The sequence below is a fragment of the Paenibacillus sp. GCM10027629 genome (genome assembly GCF_042676425.1).
Taxonomy (GTDB): domain Bacteria; phylum Bacillota; class Bacilli; order Paenibacillales; family Paenibacillaceae; genus Paenibacillus_K; species Paenibacillus_K terrigena.
On sequence record NZ_JBHTGZ010000005.1, the window covers coordinates 569,083 to 585,932 of the forward strand.

At 48.3% G+C, this 16,850-nt stretch carries 21 protein-coding genes; 14 read left to right on the forward strand and 7 right to left on the reverse strand.

Annotation, left to right across the window (positions count from 1 at the left end; translation table 11 throughout):
- Positions 1 to 52 precede the first annotated feature (52 nt).
- The 7 genes from ACFQZR_RS08525 (at position 53) to ACFQZR_RS08555 (ending at position 4,650) form a co-directional block, all read left to right on the forward strand.
- Positions 53 to 271, forward strand: coding sequence for a YneF family protein (locus ACFQZR_RS08525; RefSeq protein ID WP_379344800.1), 219 nt, complete (start codon positions 53 to 55; stop codon positions 269 to 271).
- A gap of 18 nt (positions 272 to 289) precedes the next feature.
- Positions 290 to 883 (forward strand): GTP cyclohydrolase I FolE, encoded by a 594-nt coding sequence (gene folE, locus ACFQZR_RS08530; RefSeq protein WP_026263705.1) that lies wholly within the window; start codon positions 290 to 292, stop codon positions 881 to 883.
- Between the two features lie 151 nt (positions 884 to 1,034).
- A complete protein-coding gene (locus ACFQZR_RS08535; RefSeq protein WP_379344948.1) occupies positions 1,035 to 1,883 on the forward strand; it encodes an electron transfer flavoprotein subunit beta/FixA family protein in 849 nt (282 codons plus the stop codon).
- Complete coding sequence (locus ACFQZR_RS08540) at positions 1,880 to 2,902, forward strand: electron transfer flavoprotein subunit alpha/FixB family protein (RefSeq protein ID WP_379344802.1); 1,023 nt, start codon at positions 1,880 to 1,882, stop codon at positions 2,900 to 2,902. The genes ACFQZR_RS08535 and ACFQZR_RS08540 overlap by 4 nt, the downstream gene beginning before the upstream one ends.
- Positions 2,895 to 4,190 (forward strand): FAD-dependent oxidoreductase, encoded by a 1,296-nt coding sequence (locus ACFQZR_RS08545; protein ID WP_379344804.1) that lies wholly within the window; start codon positions 2,895 to 2,897, stop codon positions 4,188 to 4,190. The genes ACFQZR_RS08540 and ACFQZR_RS08545 overlap by 8 nt, the downstream gene beginning before the upstream one ends.
- The gene (locus tag ACFQZR_RS08550) at positions 4,187 to 4,483 is read left to right on the forward strand and encodes a ferredoxin family protein (protein ID WP_314587353.1); all 297 of its coding nucleotides are present in this window, start codon (positions 4,187 to 4,189) and stop codon (positions 4,481 to 4,483) included. Before ACFQZR_RS08545 ends, ACFQZR_RS08550 begins: the two co-directional genes overlap by 4 nt.
- 5 nt (positions 4,484 to 4,488) lie before the next feature.
- The gene (locus tag ACFQZR_RS08555) at positions 4,489 to 4,650 is read left to right on the forward strand and encodes a hypothetical protein (RefSeq protein ID WP_379344807.1); all 162 of its coding nucleotides are present in this window, start codon (positions 4,489 to 4,491) and stop codon (positions 4,648 to 4,650) included.
- A 66-nt stretch (positions 4,651 to 4,716) separates the two neighbouring features.
- Here the strand turns inward: ACFQZR_RS08555 and ACFQZR_RS08560 are convergent, their stop codons facing one another.
- On the reverse strand, positions 4,717 to 5,172 hold the full coding sequence (locus tag ACFQZR_RS08560) for a DUF6843 domain-containing protein (protein WP_379344809.1): 456 nt from the start codon (positions 5,170 to 5,172) through the stop codon (positions 4,717 to 4,719).
- A gap of 194 nt (positions 5,173 to 5,366) precedes the next feature.
- Here ACFQZR_RS08560 and ACFQZR_RS08565 point away from each other — a divergent pair, with 194 nt between their 5' ends.
- Together ACFQZR_RS08565 and ACFQZR_RS08570 are read left to right on the forward strand one after the other, a co-directional pair.
- Positions 5,367 to 6,341, forward strand: a complete 975-nt coding sequence (locus ACFQZR_RS08565; protein WP_379344811.1) for a phosphotransferase — start codon at positions 5,367 to 5,369, stop codon at positions 6,339 to 6,341.
- Between the two features lie 105 nt (positions 6,342 to 6,446).
- Positions 6,447 to 7,250 (forward strand): YqjF family protein, encoded by an 804-nt coding sequence (locus tag ACFQZR_RS08570; RefSeq protein WP_379344813.1) that lies wholly within the window; start codon positions 6,447 to 6,449, stop codon positions 7,248 to 7,250.
- 84 nt (positions 7,251 to 7,334) lie between these two features.
- On the opposite strand, the gene ACFQZR_RS08575 is transcribed toward ACFQZR_RS08570, so the two are convergent.
- Both ACFQZR_RS08575 and ACFQZR_RS08580 read right to left on the reverse strand, forming a co-directional pair.
- Positions 7,335 to 8,480 (reverse strand): Fe-Mn family superoxide dismutase, encoded by a 1,146-nt coding sequence (locus ACFQZR_RS08575; RefSeq protein ID WP_379344815.1) that lies wholly within the window; start codon positions 8,478 to 8,480, stop codon positions 7,335 to 7,337.
- Positions 8,481 to 8,567: 87 nt separating this feature from the next.
- Positions 8,568 to 9,551: an alpha/beta hydrolase gene (locus ACFQZR_RS08580; RefSeq protein ID WP_018754891.1), complete on the reverse strand. Its 984-nt coding sequence runs from the start codon at positions 9,549 to 9,551 to the stop codon at positions 8,568 to 8,570.
- A gap of 573 nt (positions 9,552 to 10,124) precedes the next feature.
- Between ACFQZR_RS08580 and ACFQZR_RS08585 the strand changes: the two genes are divergently transcribed.
- Positions 10,125 to 10,868, forward strand: a complete 744-nt coding sequence (locus tag ACFQZR_RS08585) for an IclR family transcriptional regulator (RefSeq protein ID WP_379344818.1) — start codon at positions 10,125 to 10,127, stop codon at positions 10,866 to 10,868.
- Positions 10,869 to 10,963: 95 nt separating this feature from the next.
- On the opposite strand, the gene ACFQZR_RS08590 is transcribed toward ACFQZR_RS08585, so the two are convergent.
- The gene (locus ACFQZR_RS08590; protein ID WP_152396488.1) at positions 10,964 to 11,272 is read right to left on the reverse strand and encodes a winged helix-turn-helix transcriptional regulator; all 309 of its coding nucleotides are present in this window, start codon (positions 11,270 to 11,272) and stop codon (positions 10,964 to 10,966) included.
- A gap of 184 nt (positions 11,273 to 11,456) precedes the next feature.
- Here ACFQZR_RS08590 and ACFQZR_RS08595 point away from each other — a divergent pair, with 184 nt between their 5' ends.
- From ACFQZR_RS08595 to ACFQZR_RS08605, 3 genes are all read left to right on the forward strand, one after another.
- Positions 11,457 to 11,846, forward strand: coding sequence for a DoxX family protein (locus ACFQZR_RS08595; protein ID WP_379344820.1), 390 nt, complete (start codon positions 11,457 to 11,459; stop codon positions 11,844 to 11,846).
- A 26-nt stretch (positions 11,847 to 11,872) separates the two neighbouring features.
- Positions 11,873 to 12,580: a pirin family protein gene (locus ACFQZR_RS08600; RefSeq protein WP_379344950.1), complete on the forward strand. Its 708-nt coding sequence runs from the start codon at positions 11,873 to 11,875 to the stop codon at positions 12,578 to 12,580.
- 163 nt (positions 12,581 to 12,743) lie between these two features.
- Positions 12,744 to 12,899: a hypothetical protein gene (locus ACFQZR_RS08605; protein ID WP_018754897.1), complete on the forward strand. Its 156-nt coding sequence runs from the start codon at positions 12,744 to 12,746 to the stop codon at positions 12,897 to 12,899.
- A 95-nt stretch (positions 12,900 to 12,994) separates the two neighbouring features.
- Here the strand turns inward: ACFQZR_RS08605 and acnA are convergent, their stop codons facing one another.
- The gene (acnA, locus tag ACFQZR_RS08610; protein WP_379344823.1) at positions 12,995 to 15,709 is read right to left on the reverse strand and encodes an aconitate hydratase AcnA; all 2,715 of its coding nucleotides are present in this window, start codon (positions 15,707 to 15,709) and stop codon (positions 12,995 to 12,997) included.
- Between the two features lie 299 nt (positions 15,710 to 16,008).
- On the opposite strand from acnA, the gene ACFQZR_RS08615 reads away from it, so the two are divergent.
- On the forward strand, positions 16,009 to 16,146 hold the full coding sequence (locus ACFQZR_RS08615; RefSeq protein ID WP_379344825.1) for a hypothetical protein: 138 nt from the start codon (positions 16,009 to 16,011) through the stop codon (positions 16,144 to 16,146).
- 342 nt (positions 16,147 to 16,488) lie between these two features.
- Here ACFQZR_RS08615 and ACFQZR_RS08620 read toward each other — a convergent pair whose 3' ends face one another.
- Both ACFQZR_RS08620 and ACFQZR_RS08625 read right to left on the reverse strand, forming a co-directional pair.
- Entirely contained in the window at positions 16,489 to 16,650 is a 162-nt protein-coding gene (locus ACFQZR_RS08620) for a hypothetical protein (protein WP_379344827.1), read from the reverse strand.
- Positions 16,651 to 16,691: 41 nt separating this feature from the next.
- A complete protein-coding gene (locus ACFQZR_RS08625; RefSeq protein ID WP_379344829.1) occupies positions 16,692 to 16,826 on the reverse strand; it encodes a hypothetical protein in 135 nt (44 codons plus the stop codon).
- Positions 16,827 to 16,850 lie beyond the last annotated feature (24 nt).

A 16,850-nucleotide genomic window follows, 5' to 3' on the forward strand; every position in this document is an offset into this window, starting at 1 on the left:
TAGACTGCGTAAGCTTTGGGATGTTACTAAATAGATGAGGTGACTTAATCGAATGAGTTATGTTATTCCAATTGTGACATTAATCGTGGGGTTAATTCTTGGGTTTATTATCGGCGTGTTCTATCTACGCAGACAATTGACGAAGATGCAGAGCGACCCGCAAATGCTTGCTAAGATGGCGAAGCAAATGGGCTATAACTTGAACAATAAGCAAATGCAACAAGCGCAGCAAATGATGAAGGGTCAAAAAGGCGGTCGTAAATTTAAGTAATTGAAAGTAGGGTGCATCTTGTCAGGAGTAAAGGATTATGTGAATGAACACGTACAGCAGAATCACGAGAAGATTGAATATCATGTACAGCAAATCCTGAAATTGATCGGTGAGGATGTAGAGCGGGAAGGTCTGCTAGAGACGCCAGCTCGGGTCGCTCGGATGTATGAGGAGATTTTTGCTGGATATGCAGTCGATCCGCGTGAAGTGCTCGGTGTGACGTTCGATGAGCAGCATGAAGAGCTTGTCATTGTCAAAGATATTGTCTACTACAGTCAGTGTGAACATCATATGGCGCCTTTCTTCGGGAAGATCCATATTGGTTATATCCCTAGTGGGAAAATTGCGGGTCTTAGCAAGCTCGCACGCCTCGTTGAAGCGGTGACGCGTCGATTGCAGGTGCAAGAACGGATTACATCCGAAATTGCTGATATTATGGAAGAAGTGCTGAAGCCGCACGGCGTAATGGTTGTTGTGGAAGGGGAGCATTTGTGCATGTGCGCGCGAGGCGTGAAGAAGCCGGGCAGCAAGACGGTAACGTCCGGTGTCCGCGGCAGCTTCCGTCGCAGCTCGACACTGCGCAACGAATTTTTATCGTTAATCAAATCATAATCATTGTTAGGTAGAAGAATCGCTCGTAAAGCTCTTACATAGAGGCTTTGCGGGCGATTTTTTTGTTTCCGGAACGGTATAGAACCGCCTGTTGAACAATAAAGTGATAAGAAGAGTTGTGACGATGTATCGTGAAAAGGAGTGGCTGCAAATGCTGCACATTGTTGCTTGTATCAAACAAGTACCTGACACGAAAATTATTAAAATGAACCCGAAGACCAACACCATGGATCGGTCCAGTGCCCCTGCCATCCTCAATCCCTACGATGCGCATGCGGTGGAGGAGGCTGTCCGCTTAAAAGCGAGGTATGGCGGGAAGGTGTCTGTCGTAACGATGGGTCCGCCGCCAGCGGTCAAAGCCATTCGTAAATGTATTGAGATTGGGGCCGATGAAGGCTATCTCATTACGGACCGTGCCTTTGCTGGGGCAGATACGCTTGCAACCAGCTACTCACTCACCAAGGCGATCGAGAAGATCGGGACGATGGAGCCGATTGACCTGATAATTTGCGGCAAAATGACCATTGATGGAGATACCGGACAGGTAGGTCCCGGTATTGCAAGACGGTTAGATATTCCGCCGCTAACCAGTGTGAACAAGGTTGTGGAGATGGATCGTGAAGCAGGCCAAGCGATCGTTCATCGGAAGCTGGAGGACGGGTATGAAGTGATTCAGACGACCCTGCCATGTCTGCTGTCTGTGGAGAAAGAAATCAACGAAATTCCGTATTCGACCTTACCGAATATGATGCGTGCCGCACGGTACCAACCTGTGATCTGGTCAGTTGAAGATTTGGGGATCGTGGATCGGACGAAGCTTGGGCTTAAAGGCTCGCCGACGATCGTCGCCAAAGTATGGCCGCCGGAGAAGCCAAAGGGCGGCGAGATGCTGCAAGGGAGCAGCGAGGAGCAGGTGAATCGGTTATTCAGCATTTTGATGAATAAGAAGGAACTATTCCATAAGTTAGGCGCCACAGAGGAAGGAGGCGGCGTGCAATGAATATTGAAGAATATCGCGGCATTTGGGTGTTTCTAGAGCATAAAGATGGAGCGATTGTCCCAGTCTCACTTGAATTGCTCGGCGCGGGCAGACGGCTTGCGGACAAACGTGGTGTTCCGTTATCAGGGATTCTTATTGGCGATGGCGTGAAGGGTCTAGCAGCGGAGGCAATCACTTATGGTGCGGAGACGGTCTATGTGTATGATGATCCGATATTCCACCATTACCGCACAGAATCGTACATGAGGGCAGTTATTGCTTGTGTTGAGAAGTATAAACCGGAAATTTTCCTCTATGGCGCCACGTCGACGGGCAAGGATTTGGCCAGTGCCGTAGCGACAGACCTCGCGACAGGCCTTACGGCGGATACGACGATGCTTGATGTCGACGCAGAGACTGGGCTGTTGGAGGCGAGTCGACCCGCGTTCGGCGGCAATATTATGGCGACGATTCTCTGTAAGAAGGACCGCCCGCAGATGGCCACGGTGCGGCCGAAGGTAGTCAAGGCGCTGGAGCGGGACCCTGAGCGAACAGGTGAGGTCATCGAAGAGCCTGTAGAGCTTCGTGAAGAGGATATCCGCACGAAGGTGCTGGATATTGTCAGGCATACGGTAAAGAAGGTTCGACTCGATGAAGCGGATATTATCGTGGCGGGCGGCAAAGGGCTTGGAGGCCGAGCTGGCTTCGAGATGATCGGCGAGTTCGCGAAGCGAATCGGTGCTTCGGTTGGCGGAAGCCGGGATGCGGTGGAAGCGGGATGGATTGAACATAGTCGACAGGTCGGACAGACAGGGGCCACGGTGACACCGAAAATTTATTTTGCGATCGGCATCTCAGGAGCGATTCAACATTTGGTCGGCATGCAGAACTCGGGCTTAATTATCGCGATCAATAAGGATTCGAATGCGGCTATTTTTCAGGCTTGTCATTATGGCATTGTGGGGGATGCATTCGAGATTGTGCCGATGTTAACGAAGGCCTTCGATCAAGCGCTGCGAGAAGAGGTGGAACATGGCTGAGAAATTTGATGTCATTGTCGTTGGCGCCGGTCCAGCGGGGACCGCATGCGCATATACTTTAGCGAAGCAAGGTGTAAGCGTTTTACTCTTGGAGAGGGGGGAATATCCCGGATCGAAGAATGTGATGGGCGGTGTTCTCTATCGTAAGATGATGGAGGATGTCATCCCAGGTTTTTATAAGGAAGCGCCTGTCGAACGGCCGATTGTGGAGCAGCGGTTCATGATGCTGGATAAGGAATCTGCTACGACCTTCAGCTACAAGGGGATGGAGTGGGGGAAGGAGCCCTACAACAACTTTACGGTGCTCCGTGCGAAGTTCGACCAATGGTTCGCTGATAAAGCGGTAGAGCAGGGCGCACTGCTCATTAATGAGACGGTTGCGCTCGAATGTATCGTGAAGGACGGCAAGGTCGTCGGGGTTCGAACGGATCGGCCGGAAGGCGATATTTATGCCGATGTCGTAGTCCTTGCGGACGGGGTAAATTCGCTCCTCGCGAAGTCTCTTGGGTTCCACAAGGAATTCAAGCCGGATGAGGTGGCGCTTGCCGTGATGGAGGTACTGAAGCTCGATAAGAAAATCATTGAGGATCGCTTCAATTTGGAAGGGGATCAGGGCTGTACGATTGAGATTTTCGGAGACTCAACCAAAGGGATCCTCGGCACGGCTTGGCTGTATACGAATAAGGATAGTCTCAATATCGGCGTCGGTACGATGCTATCTGGGCTTATCAAGCATAAGCTGAAGCCTTATGAACTGCTGGAATATGTGAAGACGCATCCGATGATTCGTCCTTACATTCAAGGAACGGAGCAGCAGGAGTATTTGGCACATCTCATTCCAGAGGGTGGATATCGGTCCATGCCTAGGATCGTCGGCGATGGCGTGCTCGTCGTTGGCGATGCGGCGCAGATGGTGAATGCCATCCATCGGGAAGGCTCCAACATGGCGATGACCTCCGGTGTCATTGCGGCCGAGACGATTATCGAGGCGCAGTCGACAGGTGACTTCTCCGAGAAGTCCCTGGATGTCTATCGTCAGCGATTAATGGATTCGTTCGTTGGGGAAGACCTGAAGAAATATAAGGATGCAACGCATCATTTCGAGAAATACCCGCACTACTTCGAGCAATATATCCCGATGATCAATCGAGCGGCGAGCCAGATGTTTACCGTCGATGGAACCTCGAAGCGGGAGAAGCAGCGGAAGATCTGGCAAGGCATCGGTACGGCCCGGGATAAAATCAAAATTGCTCGTGACTTGTTTCAAGCTTGGAGGGTGATGAAATGAGTGATGGAACGAAAGGGCAATCGATTGAAGAGAAGCAATATTTGATCCGATTCAAGGCCGACACCAATTCGCATCTGCATGTGCTGGACTATGATACGTGCGCGACCAAATGTCCGGATAAAATCTGTACGATCTTCTGTCCTGCGGAAGTGTATAAGTGGGAAGACATTCGGATGCATGTCGGCTATGAAGGCTGTCATGAGTGCGGCAGCTGCCGGATTGGATGCCCGCATGAGAATATCAAATGGGAATACCCCAAAGGTGGTCACGGGATCATCTTCCGGTTAGGGTGAGCGCCATGTTCCGGGTCGGGGATCGCGTCGTATTCGTGACGGACGGGACGGTTGGGATTGTAATGGGCATTGAAGAAGATCGATGCCAAGTGATCTGGGAGGATTGCTTCGCCAGCTGGGAGAAGAAGGAGCTCTTGCGCAAGGAAGATCCACAGGCGATGATGTAGGGGATAAGGAACGATTGTACGGTGATAAAAAAGAGCTGACCTCGTGGTCAGCTCTTTGCATAATGATTATGGCTTGCTGCGCTGCGCCTCATCCAATTGTTCGGTGGTTCCGACAAAGAACTTGACCGTCTGAGGGGTATGGACCGTCGTTCCATCGCCGTGAAGTGTACTTGATGACGATGTGCCAAAGTGATGAACCATGGCGTTTTCACCCAAAGGGATACTCTTCCTGGTACCGTCCGCAAGGACATAATAGTAGGTGACGGGACCTGAGGCATTCGGACTAGATGTTATTAATTTCCCTGATGGCGGAATTTCATAGACGAGCGCACTTTTCTCCTGCTTTAACTCGGGATATCCTGGTTGATCATATTCTACTTCGACCCATCCGACATAACCATCGGGGATTAAATACATATGTGCTTTATAATCGTCATAACGATTTACTAAAAAAGCTACTAGAATTGCTATTGTGAGGCAAAAAACGACTACAGAAGTTAACATGATCCATGTTTTTTTCACTCATGTTTCCTCCTTTTGGGATACATATGGCTATAAAAAAAAGCCTTTGGAGTACGTGCTCCAAAGGCTTATTAATTGTATCGACACCTTATTCAACATCATAACAAATCGTGAAGAAACAGTCTATATTTTCGGGGGAAATTCCGATACAGTTGAAGTGCCGGCAATAACCGAAGAAATGGAGTGTTGCTAAGATGGAACGGAATTTACACCTCGATTTATCTGATTTGCAAACTTATGTAGGGAACGTGTTTGGAACGAATTATTGGGTTACGGATATGGTGAGATTGCACGGCGGTGCACAGAAGGTCATCTATAGGCTGAACTGTAGCAATGGATTTTCCTGTGTGCTCTATGTGTGGGATCTGACGATGAATTATTTTCAAGAGGAAATCGAAAGCAATGGTGCGGATCATCGATCGTATGGTAGTGATTTATTCGCGATGAATAATAGATTTTTCAAGGAACAGGGGATTCGAACACCTGCTCTGTACGACTTGAATCAGGATCAAACGAAGTATCCGTTCGATTATGCACTCGTAGAATACATGGAAGGGCAGAAAGCGGAGGTCTATTTTCACGAGTCGGATACGCGAGTACAGGATGCATTGTTCTATCAGATCGGCGATATGCTGGCAGGCATGCATGGGAACGTAAGACAGACTTTTGGGAAGGTGAATGTTCGGGAAGAAGCTAGAGAGAATTGCCACTTACTTCAGAAGAAGGATGCCGAAAATCAGTTGTTGTATGCCTCCCAGTATATTGAGCCAATCAAGGCCCACTATAGCCAGCTGCTCGAAATGCTGCATGTGCTCGCATCACGCATAGCACCTCGCAACCGTTATGGATTTATCCATGGTGAATTGGGTCCCGATCATATATTGGTGAATCAGCAATTGGAGCCTTACTTGATCGATATAGAGGGGGCGGAATTCTATGATGTCGAGCTTGAACATAGCTTCCTTGAACTTCGTTTCGGCGAATATTATCGGTATCTTAAGCATGATACGCTTGATCCGAACCGAATGGCTTTTTACCGATTTTATTACCACATCTCATTAACGGCGGGTGGTCTGAAGCTGCTGCATCGCGGTTTCCCGGATCAGCAATTTGCAAGAGATCTTGCTGCGTATCATTCCCAGTGTGCGCTCCGGTATTTGATAAAATAGACGGTATAGATTTATCAAATTATCGCATCCTACACTCCAATACTGTTTAACTTGGTGTATCCTGCCATCCTGGATCATACGCGTATTGGAGGGACTGACTTATTCATGCAATTATCTGAGCTGAATCCCACGCGTCCTTGGCCGCTGCCGCAAGCGCCGTGGATCATGTCACAGCAATGGCGTGACCTCACCTTCGTCCATTACGCGATAGATCCGAAAATGCTGTCCCCGTTCATCCCGAAAGGACTTGAACTGGATACCTATCATGACCAAGCTTGGATCAGCATCGTCGTTCTACAGGTACATCACTTTAGACTGCGCTTCATGCCACCCATACCGGGTGTGTTGAACTTCAATCAGATCAATATTCGCACCTATGTCCGCTCCAGTGAAGGCAAACCGGGCGTCTATTTCTTACGTATCGGTGCCACCAGTCGCTTGGCTGTGTTCGGAGCTTCGACATTTATGCATATGCCGTTCATTCATGCCGATCTTCGCATCGATCCGATGCATCCGGACAAGTCGCAATTGAGCCATCCGCCGATTCAACGTATCGATTGCAGTCTTTCGGACCATACCAAGCTGCGTCTGCGTGCAGCGCCGGTCTCGAGTCCTTATCCCGCGGTCACCAATCCATTAACCAAATGGCTTACAGAGCGTTACTGCCAGTATAGCGATACACTACATCCCGTGCCGCTTCAAGCGAAAGGTGCTGTGAGCAGTGAATTGATCATCACCGACATTCAACACTCGCCTTGGTCCGTCCAGACTGCTAAGGTGTCCGTGGAACAGAACTCGCTGCTTCAGCCCTATGGTATCGATCTTCCTTCTTCACCGCATCTCGCAACGTATACGAAGAAGCTGCAAGCGTATATTTGGTGGCAGCGGCCCGTGAAGCCTATACGTTAACAGCGGTTCGTGCGAGGTATCACTTCTTTATAACAAAACATAACCCGCGCGGCTGCGAAGCTGCGCGGGTTGTTATGATGCCGTTCACCACGGCTGCCATCTCAATTGTCTAGCTTGCTTGTAGCGGGCTGCTACCGCAGGCCAATAGGCGACATTCCACCAGTTGTCGATATATTTGCGGCGATTGTTCTGGTACGTCAAATAATAGGCATGCTCCCAGACGTCGAGTGGGAGGAGGGGAATGTTATCCCACTGTGATAAGTTCTGGTGCTTCTCAGCTTGTAAGATCTGTGTACGACCGCTGCGAGGGCTCCAGACGAGGATCGCCCAGCCACCGCCTTCTACCTTCTCTGCTGCAGCACTGAATTGGGCCTTGAACTTCTCGAAGCTGCCATAATCCTGGATAATTTGCTCGGCTAAGTCTCCTTCAGGCTTCCCGCCGCCTTCAGGGTTCATGATTTCCCAGAAGAGGGTATGTAGATAGTGCCCAGCACCGTTAAAGGCCAATTCGCCTTCCCAAAATTTAATGAGGTCGAAGTTCCCGTCTTCGCGTGCATTGGCAAGTGCTAATTCTGCATGGTTAAGACCATCAACATACGCTTGATGATGTTTGTCGTGATGGATTCGCATCGTTGTCTCATCGATGTAAGGTTCAAGTGCATCGTAAGGGTAGGCGAGAGGCGGCAGTAGATGACCACCGATAGGAACGGGCTCCGGTTGTTTTGGGGGAAGCATATCGGACCATGTTTTCATTCGGTAATCCTCTGAAGTGATGGGAGACTGCTCTGTAACTGCGGGTGCAGTGATCCCCGGATGTACCATCGGTTGCGCGGTATGGATGAAAGACTCGGTTTGTTCAATGATACGGCGTAGGGTCTGCTGCGCTGGAATATTTCGTTGAATCGCAGGGCTTGCGGCAATCACTTCGCGAAGCTGTGTGACCCATGCTAGCGAATGGGCTAGGGAAGCGTTCAATAAATGATCGACTTGTTCTTGAAGTTCCGGGGCATAGGGCTGATGGGTATGGCGAAATGGATGGATATAGAACTGTGTATAGTGAATGGTTCGGTGCACGAGTCGTTCCCATTCGTTAAGCCAATTGACATATTGCGGTTCAAGTGCGGGTAGCACGGAAGGAATGAAGGCCATGTTATCTTTCTCTTGTCGTTTCCATTGCAGAATTTCTTCGAGTACGCGCGCGGGCATGAGCGTACCATATACAAACAGCATGTCATAAGCACCTCCCTTAGAGCATCTTTAATCAAGATATTCCAAGTTGTTGATGCCTATGCCATGCTGTCAGGATAGACTCTAAGATTAAGATACGGCATTTAAGAAAGAAGCGGTTCGCTTCAAATATTCTTTGGGATGTTGACGATAGATCATCTCATGCAAGGCGCCATTCGAGATCCAAACCTCGGAGTTGAGATTGCTCTGCTTCGCTGCGAGTTCCTCTGCAATCGGATAAGGAGCCTTCTCATCATTCGTTCCGTGAATGAAGAAGATCGGCATTTCATAGTTATGATTTTTCACGGCCTCATAAGGAATTTGCTGCAAGCTCGTGCCATTAATGATAGGGAATAAGGATCTTAGAATCGGCAGCGATACATCACGAGGCAGCTTCATATGTTGGCTGATATTATGATACAGTGTATCCGGCTCGAGCAGGAACGTACTATCTAAGATCATCGCATCGATGTCATCTGTCTTAAGCGCAGCTTGTAAGGCCGTGCCAGCACCCATAGAGAAGCCCCATACGACAATTTCTTGCGATCCGCGTTCCTTCGCATATTGAATGGCGCCGAGCAGTTGTTCACTTTCGATGGCGCCGCCCGTTGCGGCAAGCTTATGGGTCTTGGAGGCGAATCCGTAATCGAACATAACGACGTTGTAATTCAATCGGTGTGCGAATTGTGCGAGATCGTACATCGGTACCCACAGCTCTTCGCGGTTCGCGCCATATCCATGACTGAATACGATGGTCTTCTTCGAGTTCGCAGCGGGGATATACCAACCTTCTAAATTCGTACTGTTATCTAAAGCAGGGAATGTAATATTCTCGTAATGCAAGCGTTTGGCTTGATAGGGATTGGATGTGATGTCCGCAACCGTTGGATTGGACAACACCCATGCAATATATCCATGCAATGCTAGAAAGGCAAAGACGAGGAGTGTGACAAGTGATAGAGTAAGTGCGATCATGACATGTCTCAGACGCAGACGACGATAAGGTATCGCAGGTGCAGTAGGCTGTAGAATTTCGCCTTGAAGTACAGGTTCAGTCCATGTGGATGTCGTCATTGCGTATACCTCCTCTAGAATCTTAGGTGTAAATAGAATATTGAAATATATTTTTTTGAACTTCCCTTAAAAGTAAGTGTTCAAAAAGTCGGCATTTCAGCACCTGTGAGTTTTCGCAGAAAACTTGCATCGTAAGCATATGCTTAGGTTGCGAGAACCTGAAGCCATGCTTCCGTAGCGAGTTTTTCTCCGAAAAACTTTTAGGAGGAACGGAGTTTAGGCGAAACCTAAATGAGTACCTGAAATGTTTCCGGAGGAAACATACTCCGTAAGCATCCGCTATTCAAAGGTGAACGCAAGATTCGATGCCGATTATGCTTCTTGAATGACTTCGTGATCAAATGATGCCTTTTTGAACTACCTCTAAGAGATCTATGAAAGCGTTTTATAAATCTTTGGTAGTTCTATCGTATGATGAGATAGGTCTAGGGTCAATGGGTGGTCGTAATTTGTAAGGTCCTTGTAATCTACCTGTAACAGAGGTAATCTCAGCTTTACGAAAGTGTAGATTTTCGTTATACTAGATGTAACTTTGTTTCATTCTATGAAACTATTTTAAGGGGGAATCCTCTCTTGGAAGAACGTAAATTAACGGTTCGAGCCGTCGAGCGGGCTTTAGATATACTGATTTGCTTTACATCGGATACGGATTTGGGCTTGACGGAAATCTCCAGCAAGATCGGCTTGCATAAGAGTACCGTGCATCGGTTGTTAACGACACTGGAGGAAAAAGGATTTGTCACGCGCAATCAAGCGACGGAGAAGTATCGACTCGGCATGCGTGTATGGGAGCTGACTGCTAACTTGTCACAAGAGGATGATCCAGCAAGTATACTGCTGCCGGAAATGGAGCGGCTGCGTGATTTGATCGGAGAGACGATCAGCTTGTACTTGCGTGATGGCAAAGAGCGGATCCGAATTCAAGCCGTACAGAGTAATCATGCGATACGCAGGGTAGCTCCTGTGGGCATGCGTGCGCCGCTTTCGGTGGGGGCATCGAGTAAAGTGTTGATTGCATATGCCAATGAGGCCATGCAAGCAGAGTTAATCCAGTCATTAGACTGGACGTCTGAGATGGAGAAGGAGCACTATATCCGTCAGCTATCGGAGATCCGGGAGCAGGGCTATGCGACGAGTTTTGAAGAGCGGGAATCTGGTGCTGCAGCCCTATCTGCACCCATATTCGACAGATCTCATCATTTGGCGGCGGCCTTATCCGTCTCAGGACCTGTGAACCGCTTCTCGCTGCAGGCGATGCAGGATCAAGCGCCGCTTGTCATTGAAGCAGCGAAGCGCATGGGGAAGATGTTACGGTAGGAAGAACGCCAAATAGGAATGAACAGTACCAAAAAAGAGCCAATATCACTGCAGTACAGACTGCATGGTATCGGCTCTTTTTTGTCGTTCAAGGTTCACATCCATTTTTCGCCCCAGGATTGAATTTTCTCAATAACGGGTTCAAGATCTCGACCTTTGTCCGTTAGGTCATATTCGATGCGAACCGGGGTCTCCGGATAGACATTTCGGACGAGAATGCCGCAGTTCTCCAGCTCCTTGATCCGATCCGTCAGCATTTTATCGCTCATTTCCGGAATTTGCTCTTTAATTTCTTTGAATCTTCGTGGACCGCCTAACAGTACGCGAATGATTAGACCTGTCCAGCGCTTGCCAAGCAGCTCAGAAGCGTGCTCGTATTTTGGACACATTTTAGAGTAATCCATTGTAACACCTCTTTTCCGGGCAAATGCAATGTGCAATGTCCTTGTCATAATTTTAACATATCTAATGTCAGAAAAATAGGTTATTTAAAAATATTTTTAGTTGCTTGACAAAAGTTAGTTAATGGGTGTATATTAATTTTAGTAAGTAACAAACAAAAAATAAGTATTAAGGGGAGAGTTACACATGTTAGATGGAGGTATTCTTATTATTCGCTTGGTGATTGGTCTTTTATTTATCGGTCACGGCGCTCAGAAATTATTCGGGATGTTCGGGGGACACGGATTACGCGGTACAGCAGGATGGCTTGAATCCATTGGCATGAAGCCAGGGATGTTGATGGCACTTATGGCTGGCGGCGGCGAGCTTGTAGGCGGGTTGTTATTCGCATCTGGGGTATGGTTAACGATCGGTGCTGCACTCATCGTCATTACGATGCTGGTCTCGATCATTACGGTTCATGGTAAGAATGGATTGTGGATCACCGCAGGCGGTTACGAATATAATCTGGTTCTCATTGCTGTTGCTGTAGGTATCGCCTTGATCGGCGGCGGGCAATATACATTGATAAACTAATTTCATCGGAGTGAGGAGAGTCTATGATGATTAACATTTATCCAGCAGCATCACGATATACAGCCGATCACGGTTGGCTGAAGAGCAATTTCAGCTTCTCATTTGCAGATTATTATGATCCGAGTAATTTGAATTTCGGTGCAATGCGCGTGCTGAATGATGACTTTGTGGCGCCACAAGAGGGATTTGGCATGCACCCTCACCGTGAAATGGAGATTGTGTCTATCGTGCTATCGGGGGAGCTTGAGCATCGGGATAATCTGGGTAATCACGCGATTACTTCATTTGGTGAAATCCAGCGGATGTCAGCGGGGACGGGCATCTTCCATTCAGAGTTCAATGCTTCGAGCGATGAAACCTTAAATTTTTTGCAAATGTGGTTCATCCCCGGTGAATCGAATCTACACCCGTCCTATGAGACTTCGAAATTCGATGTGAGCCAAATGCGCAATCAGTTGCTGCCTGTAGTCTCAACCGAAGGTGGAGAGAACGTTGCGAAGATCCATCAAGATATGACGATCTATTTGTCTGATCTGGATGCGGGGAAATCCATTTCTCACACATCGACGGCCGATCGCAAAATCTTCGTCTTTGTTCTCGGAGGGGATGTCACCTTAAATGGTGAGGCGAAGCTTGGCACACGAGATTCTGCTCGGATTTCCGATATCACGACGCTACAGATTGAAGCGAGTCAGGATGCACGATTCATGCTCATTGATCTATGTGATCTGTAACACGTCATTAGCTCAGGCGCACCGCTCGTCCTTTAGGATGGGCGGTTATTCGTCTTTCCATGCACGCTTCGACACTTTGGCAAATTCGTTAACATATATCTGAGCATCGCCTTTGTATACTAGAAGTACACCCATCCAATCTTCCTGAAGGGAGACGGTATACATGGAGACGTTCGGCCGCGGTTGTCTTTACATTATCATTGGCTTCGTACTTATCTTCATACTAGCCATATTCGTTGGGGGGATTACAATCCCTTGGTTTATTCTGATCCCGCTGATTATATTTGCTTTCTGGATCGCCAGTCAGAAGAACAAGTGACAGCGCACGAGTTGTTGGGAGAATGAAGAAGAGCTCCGAGATGTCCTATGAATCAGACATCTCGGAGCTCTTAACATATGATATGAGTTCGTTCTTTATTGGTTCGCGATCATTTGACGAAGTACCGTCTGCAAGATACCACCGTTATGGTAGTAGTCAACGTCCACCATGCTGTCTAGACGCACGATAGCCTCAAAATCAAAGCTGCTGCCATCTTCGCGAGTCGCGATAACTTTCACCGATTGTCCTGGCTGTACATCGTTGGACAAGCCAAGGATATCGAAGGTCTCGCGGCCCGTAATGCCAAGTGTCTTCCAGCTCTGTCCATCTTGGAATTGAAGCGGAAGGACGCCCATACCAACAAGGTTACTGCGGTGGATACGCTCGAAGCTCTCTGCGATAACCGCTTTGACGCCGAGCAAGAATGTACCTTTGGCTGCCCAGTCACGGGAGCTACCTGTACCGTATTCTTTACCTGCGATAACGACGAGGTTCTTACCTGCATCTTGATATTTCATCGATGCATCATAGATCGACATCACTTCTTCGTTCGGCAAGTAAGTTGTTACTCCGCCCTCTGTACCCGGAGCCACTTGGTTACGAATACGGATGTTCGCGAATGTACCGCGCATCATCACTTCATGGTTACCACGACGGGAACCGTAGGAGTTGAAGTCTTCTTTCTTCACGCCGTTCTCGATAAGATATTGACCTGCTGGACTGTCAGCTTTGATGTTACCTGCAGGGGAGATATGGTCCGTCGTAACGGAATCGCCCATCAATGCAAGCACATTCGCGCTGCTGATGTCTGTAATATCATTCAGGCTTGTGCCTAGGTTCGAGAAGAATGGCGGGTTCTGAATGTAAGTCGATTTCTCGTCCCACTCATATAATTCGCCTTGTGGCGCTGCAATTTGATTCCAACGCTCGTTCTGTGTGAATACGTGCTCGTATTTATCACGGAACATTTGCGGTGTTAATGCGGTTGCTACCGCTTCTTTGATTTCTTGCGATGTTGGCCAGATGTCTTTGAGGTACACTGGCTCATCGTTCTGATCGTAGCCGATCGGATCGTTCGCAAGGTCAATGTTCACCGTACCTGCAAGTGCGTATGCAACAACAAGCGGCGGAGAAGCAAGATAGTTCGCCTTCACTTGGGCGTGAACGCGTCCTTCGAAGTTCCGGTTACCGGATAGGACTGCCGCAACCGTCATATCGTTATCTGCGATAGCTTGACCGACTTCATCCGGCAATGGACCGGAGTTCCCGATACAAGTCGCACAACCATAACCTGCTACGTGGAAGCCAAGAGCCTCTAGCGACTCCAGTACGCCAGCCTTTTGCAAGTATTCGGTTACCACGAGGGAACCTGGCGTCAAGCTGCTCTTCACATAACCAGGTTTCTTCAATCCGCGTGCAACAGCTTTCTTCGCAACAAGACCTGCACCGAGCATAACGCTAGGGTTCGACGTATTCGTACAGCTCGTAATCGCTGCGATCACGACTGCACCCGCAGCCATTTCACTCTTCTCGCCATTCGGATGGGAGACAGGAACGGATTGTGCGATTTTCTCGTCGGACAAGCCATAGCCGCCTTTATCGATTGGTGTGCGAATAATGCTGTTGAATGCTTCTTTCATGTTCGATAGCTCGACACGGTCTTGTGGACGTTTCGGTCCAGCTAAGCTTGGTACGATCGATCCTAGATCCAGCTCAATCACATCGGAGAAGATTGGATCTGGTGTCGCGTCTGTACGATACATGCCTTGCTCTTTATAGTAGCTTGCTACAAGCTCGATTTGCTCTTCTTCACGGCCTGTACTGCGCATGTAGTTCAATGTCTCATCATCGACTGGGAAGAAACCAATCGTTGCGCCGTATTCTGGTGCCATGTTGGCAACCGTTGCACGGTCTGCAAGGCTGATGTTGGATAGACCTGGTCCGTAGAATTCTACGAATTTGCCAACAACGCCTTTCTTACGAAGCAATTGCGTTACTGTTAACGCAAGGTCTGTCGCTGTTGCACCTTCAGCCAAGTTACCTGTTAATTTGAAACCGATAACTTCTGGTGTAACGAAGTAGAGCGGTTGGCCGAGCATACCAGCTTCTGCTTCGATACCGCCAACACCCCAACCAACAACGCCAAGACCGTTGATCATGGTTGTGTGGGAGTCTGTACCGACGAGGGAGTCTGGATAGACTTCAGTCACGCCGTCAACATCTTTCGTTGCAGCTACGGATGCAAGGTACTCAAGGTTCACTTGGTGAACGATACCTGTGCCCGGAGGAACCGCACGGAAGTTATTGAACGCCGTTTGCGCCCAGCGCAAGAAACGGTAACGCTCTTCATTACGTTCGAACTCGACATTCATGTTGTACTCTAGCGCGTCGGGAGATCCGAATGCATCTACCATGACCGAGTGGTCGATAACAAGGTCAACCGGTACAAGCGGATTGATTTGTTTTGGATCGCCGCCAGCTTTTTTGACCGTATCGCGCATAGCTGCAAGGTCAACAACAACCGGAACGCCAGTAAAATCTTGCAATACAATACGTGCAGGAATGAACGGAATCTCTTTGTTCTCGTCGCGGCCTTCCGCCCAGCTCGCGATTTGCTTCACATGTTCACTTGTAATGGCTCTGCCGTCGAATTGACGTACAGCAGCTTCCAACAACACTTTAATGGAGAATGGAAGCTTGTTAATGCTGCCGATACCTTGCTCTTCAAGACCCTGAAGACTGTAGTAGCGGTAGCTTTTCCCGTTCACTTGCAGGTCGCGGGCTACGGAGTAGTGATCCTTTTTGGACATGATGCTGCGCCTCCTAAATTTATTCTCGAAGGAGTTCCCTTCGATCAAGAGTCCAATTTGAAATGATATTCGTTTCATCTAGTGAAACGCAATTTCAAATTATTGATTTACCTTAAGTATACCTGCATAATCTCTCGTCGTAAAGGGTTTTTTCACCGGGGATCCTCTAGGATTTTTTTAATAAAACATCGATAATTCCTGAAGATTTTACCATGAATCGATCATGAAAATGTTTACAATGAAGGGAATAATACCACACCCCGCAAAGGCTCCCAAAGCGGTAGGAAGGAGACATTGATATGCCATTCTTCGAGAAGCTTCTATTCAAGTCCATTCGTTTCAAGTTGATTTTCGGGTTCCTCATCGTCATGCTCTCGCTCTACAACAATTTCTACGCGATCGAGGGTCCGCAATCAAATCGCGAAGTCCTTCAGTAATCTCACCGCCATATATGGGGCAAATTGATCAGAATTTAGAGGAGCTCGATAAGTATCTCTACAATTTCAATTTATCAGCACAATTAGCTCGTCGCGGCCCCCCAGGCCCCCCAAGTGGTTGAAATAGCTGCAAAAATGCAGTTAATTGACTCGTCGCGCCCCCCAAGTGGCTGAAATAACTGCATATCCGCAGTTAATTAGCTCGTCCACGTCTCCAAGTGGCTGAAACAACTGCAGAAATGCAGTTAATTAGCTCGTCGCGGCCCCAAGTGGCTAAAATAGCTGCAAAAAAGCAGTTAATTGGCTAGTTGCGCCTCCAAGTGGCTAAAATAGTTGCAAAAATTAGCTCGTTACGTCTCCAAGTGGCTGAAATAGCTGCAAAAATGCAGTTATTTCGTTCGTCGCGCCCTCAAGTGGCTGAAATAACTGCGAAAACGCAGTTAATTCGCCCTCTGCGGCCCCGATGGCCGTAAATAACTGCAGAAAAGCAGTTAATCGGCTCATAACGCTCCCAAGTGGTTGAATAACTGCAGAAATGCAGTTAATTAGCTCGTCACGTCTCCAAGTGGCTGAAATAACTGCAGAAATGCAGTTATTTCGCTCGTTACGCCTTCAAGTGGATGAAATAACTGCAAAAACGCAGTTAATTCGTCCTCTGCTGCCCCGATGGCCGTAAACAACTGCAGAAATGCAGTTGTTTACGA

What these genes read in the sequence shown, in the direction of transcription:
- ACFQZR_RS08555 (WP_379344807.1), top strand. Translation starts at nt 4,489, where the DNA reads ATGTTCCGGGTCGGGGATCGCGTCGTATTCGTGACGGACGGGACGGTT.
- ACFQZR_RS08575 (WP_379344815.1), bottom strand. Translation starts at nt 8,480, where the DNA reads ATGCTGTTTGTATATGGTACGCTCATGCCCGCGCGCGTACTCGAAGAA.
- ACFQZR_RS08545 (WP_379344804.1), top strand. Translation starts at nt 2,895, where the DNA reads ATGGCTGAGAAATTTGATGTCATTGTCGTTGGCGCCGGTCCAGCGGGG.
- ACFQZR_RS08615 (WP_379344825.1), top strand. Translation starts at nt 16,009, where the DNA reads ATGCCATTCTTCGAGAAGCTTCTATTCAAGTCCATTCGTTTCAAGTTG.
- ACFQZR_RS08565 (WP_379344811.1), top strand. Translation starts at nt 5,367, where the DNA reads ATGGAACGGAATTTACACCTCGATTTATCTGATTTGCAAACTTATGTA.
- ACFQZR_RS08535 (WP_379344948.1), top strand. Translation starts at nt 1,035, where the DNA reads ATGCTGCACATTGTTGCTTGTATCAAACAAGTACCTGACACGAAAATT.
- ACFQZR_RS08580 (WP_018754891.1), bottom strand. Translation starts at nt 9,551, where the DNA reads ATGACGACATCCACATGGACTGAACCTGTACTTCAAGGCGAAATTCTA.
- ACFQZR_RS08605 (WP_018754897.1), top strand. Translation starts at nt 12,744, where the DNA reads ATGGAGACGTTCGGCCGCGGTTGTCTTTACATTATCATTGGCTTCGTA.
- ACFQZR_RS08525 (WP_379344800.1), top strand. Translation starts at nt 53, where the DNA reads ATGAGTTATGTTATTCCAATTGTGACATTAATCGTGGGGTTAATTCTT.
- ACFQZR_RS08620 (WP_379344827.1), bottom strand. Translation starts at nt 16,650, where the DNA reads ATGAGCCGATTAACTGCTTTTCTGCAGTTATTTACGGCCATCGGGGCC.
- ACFQZR_RS08590 (WP_152396488.1), bottom strand. Translation starts at nt 11,272, where the DNA reads ATGGATTACTCTAAAATGTGTCCAAAATACGAGCACGCTTCTGAGCTG.
- acnA (WP_379344823.1), bottom strand. Translation starts at nt 15,709, where the DNA reads ATGTCCAAAAAGGATCACTACTCCGTAGCCCGCGACCTGCAAGTGAAC.
- ACFQZR_RS08595 (WP_379344820.1), top strand. Translation starts at nt 11,457, where the DNA reads ATGTTAGATGGAGGTATTCTTATTATTCGCTTGGTGATTGGTCTTTTA.
- ACFQZR_RS08550 (WP_314587353.1), top strand. Translation starts at nt 4,187, where the DNA reads ATGAGTGATGGAACGAAAGGGCAATCGATTGAAGAGAAGCAATATTTG.
- ACFQZR_RS08570 (WP_379344813.1), top strand. Translation starts at nt 6,447, where the DNA reads ATGCAATTATCTGAGCTGAATCCCACGCGTCCTTGGCCGCTGCCGCAA.
- ACFQZR_RS08600 (WP_379344950.1), top strand. Translation starts at nt 11,873, where the DNA reads ATGATTAACATTTATCCAGCAGCATCACGATATACAGCCGATCACGGT.
- ACFQZR_RS08540 (WP_379344802.1), top strand. Translation starts at nt 1,880, where the DNA reads ATGAATATTGAAGAATATCGCGGCATTTGGGTGTTTCTAGAGCATAAA.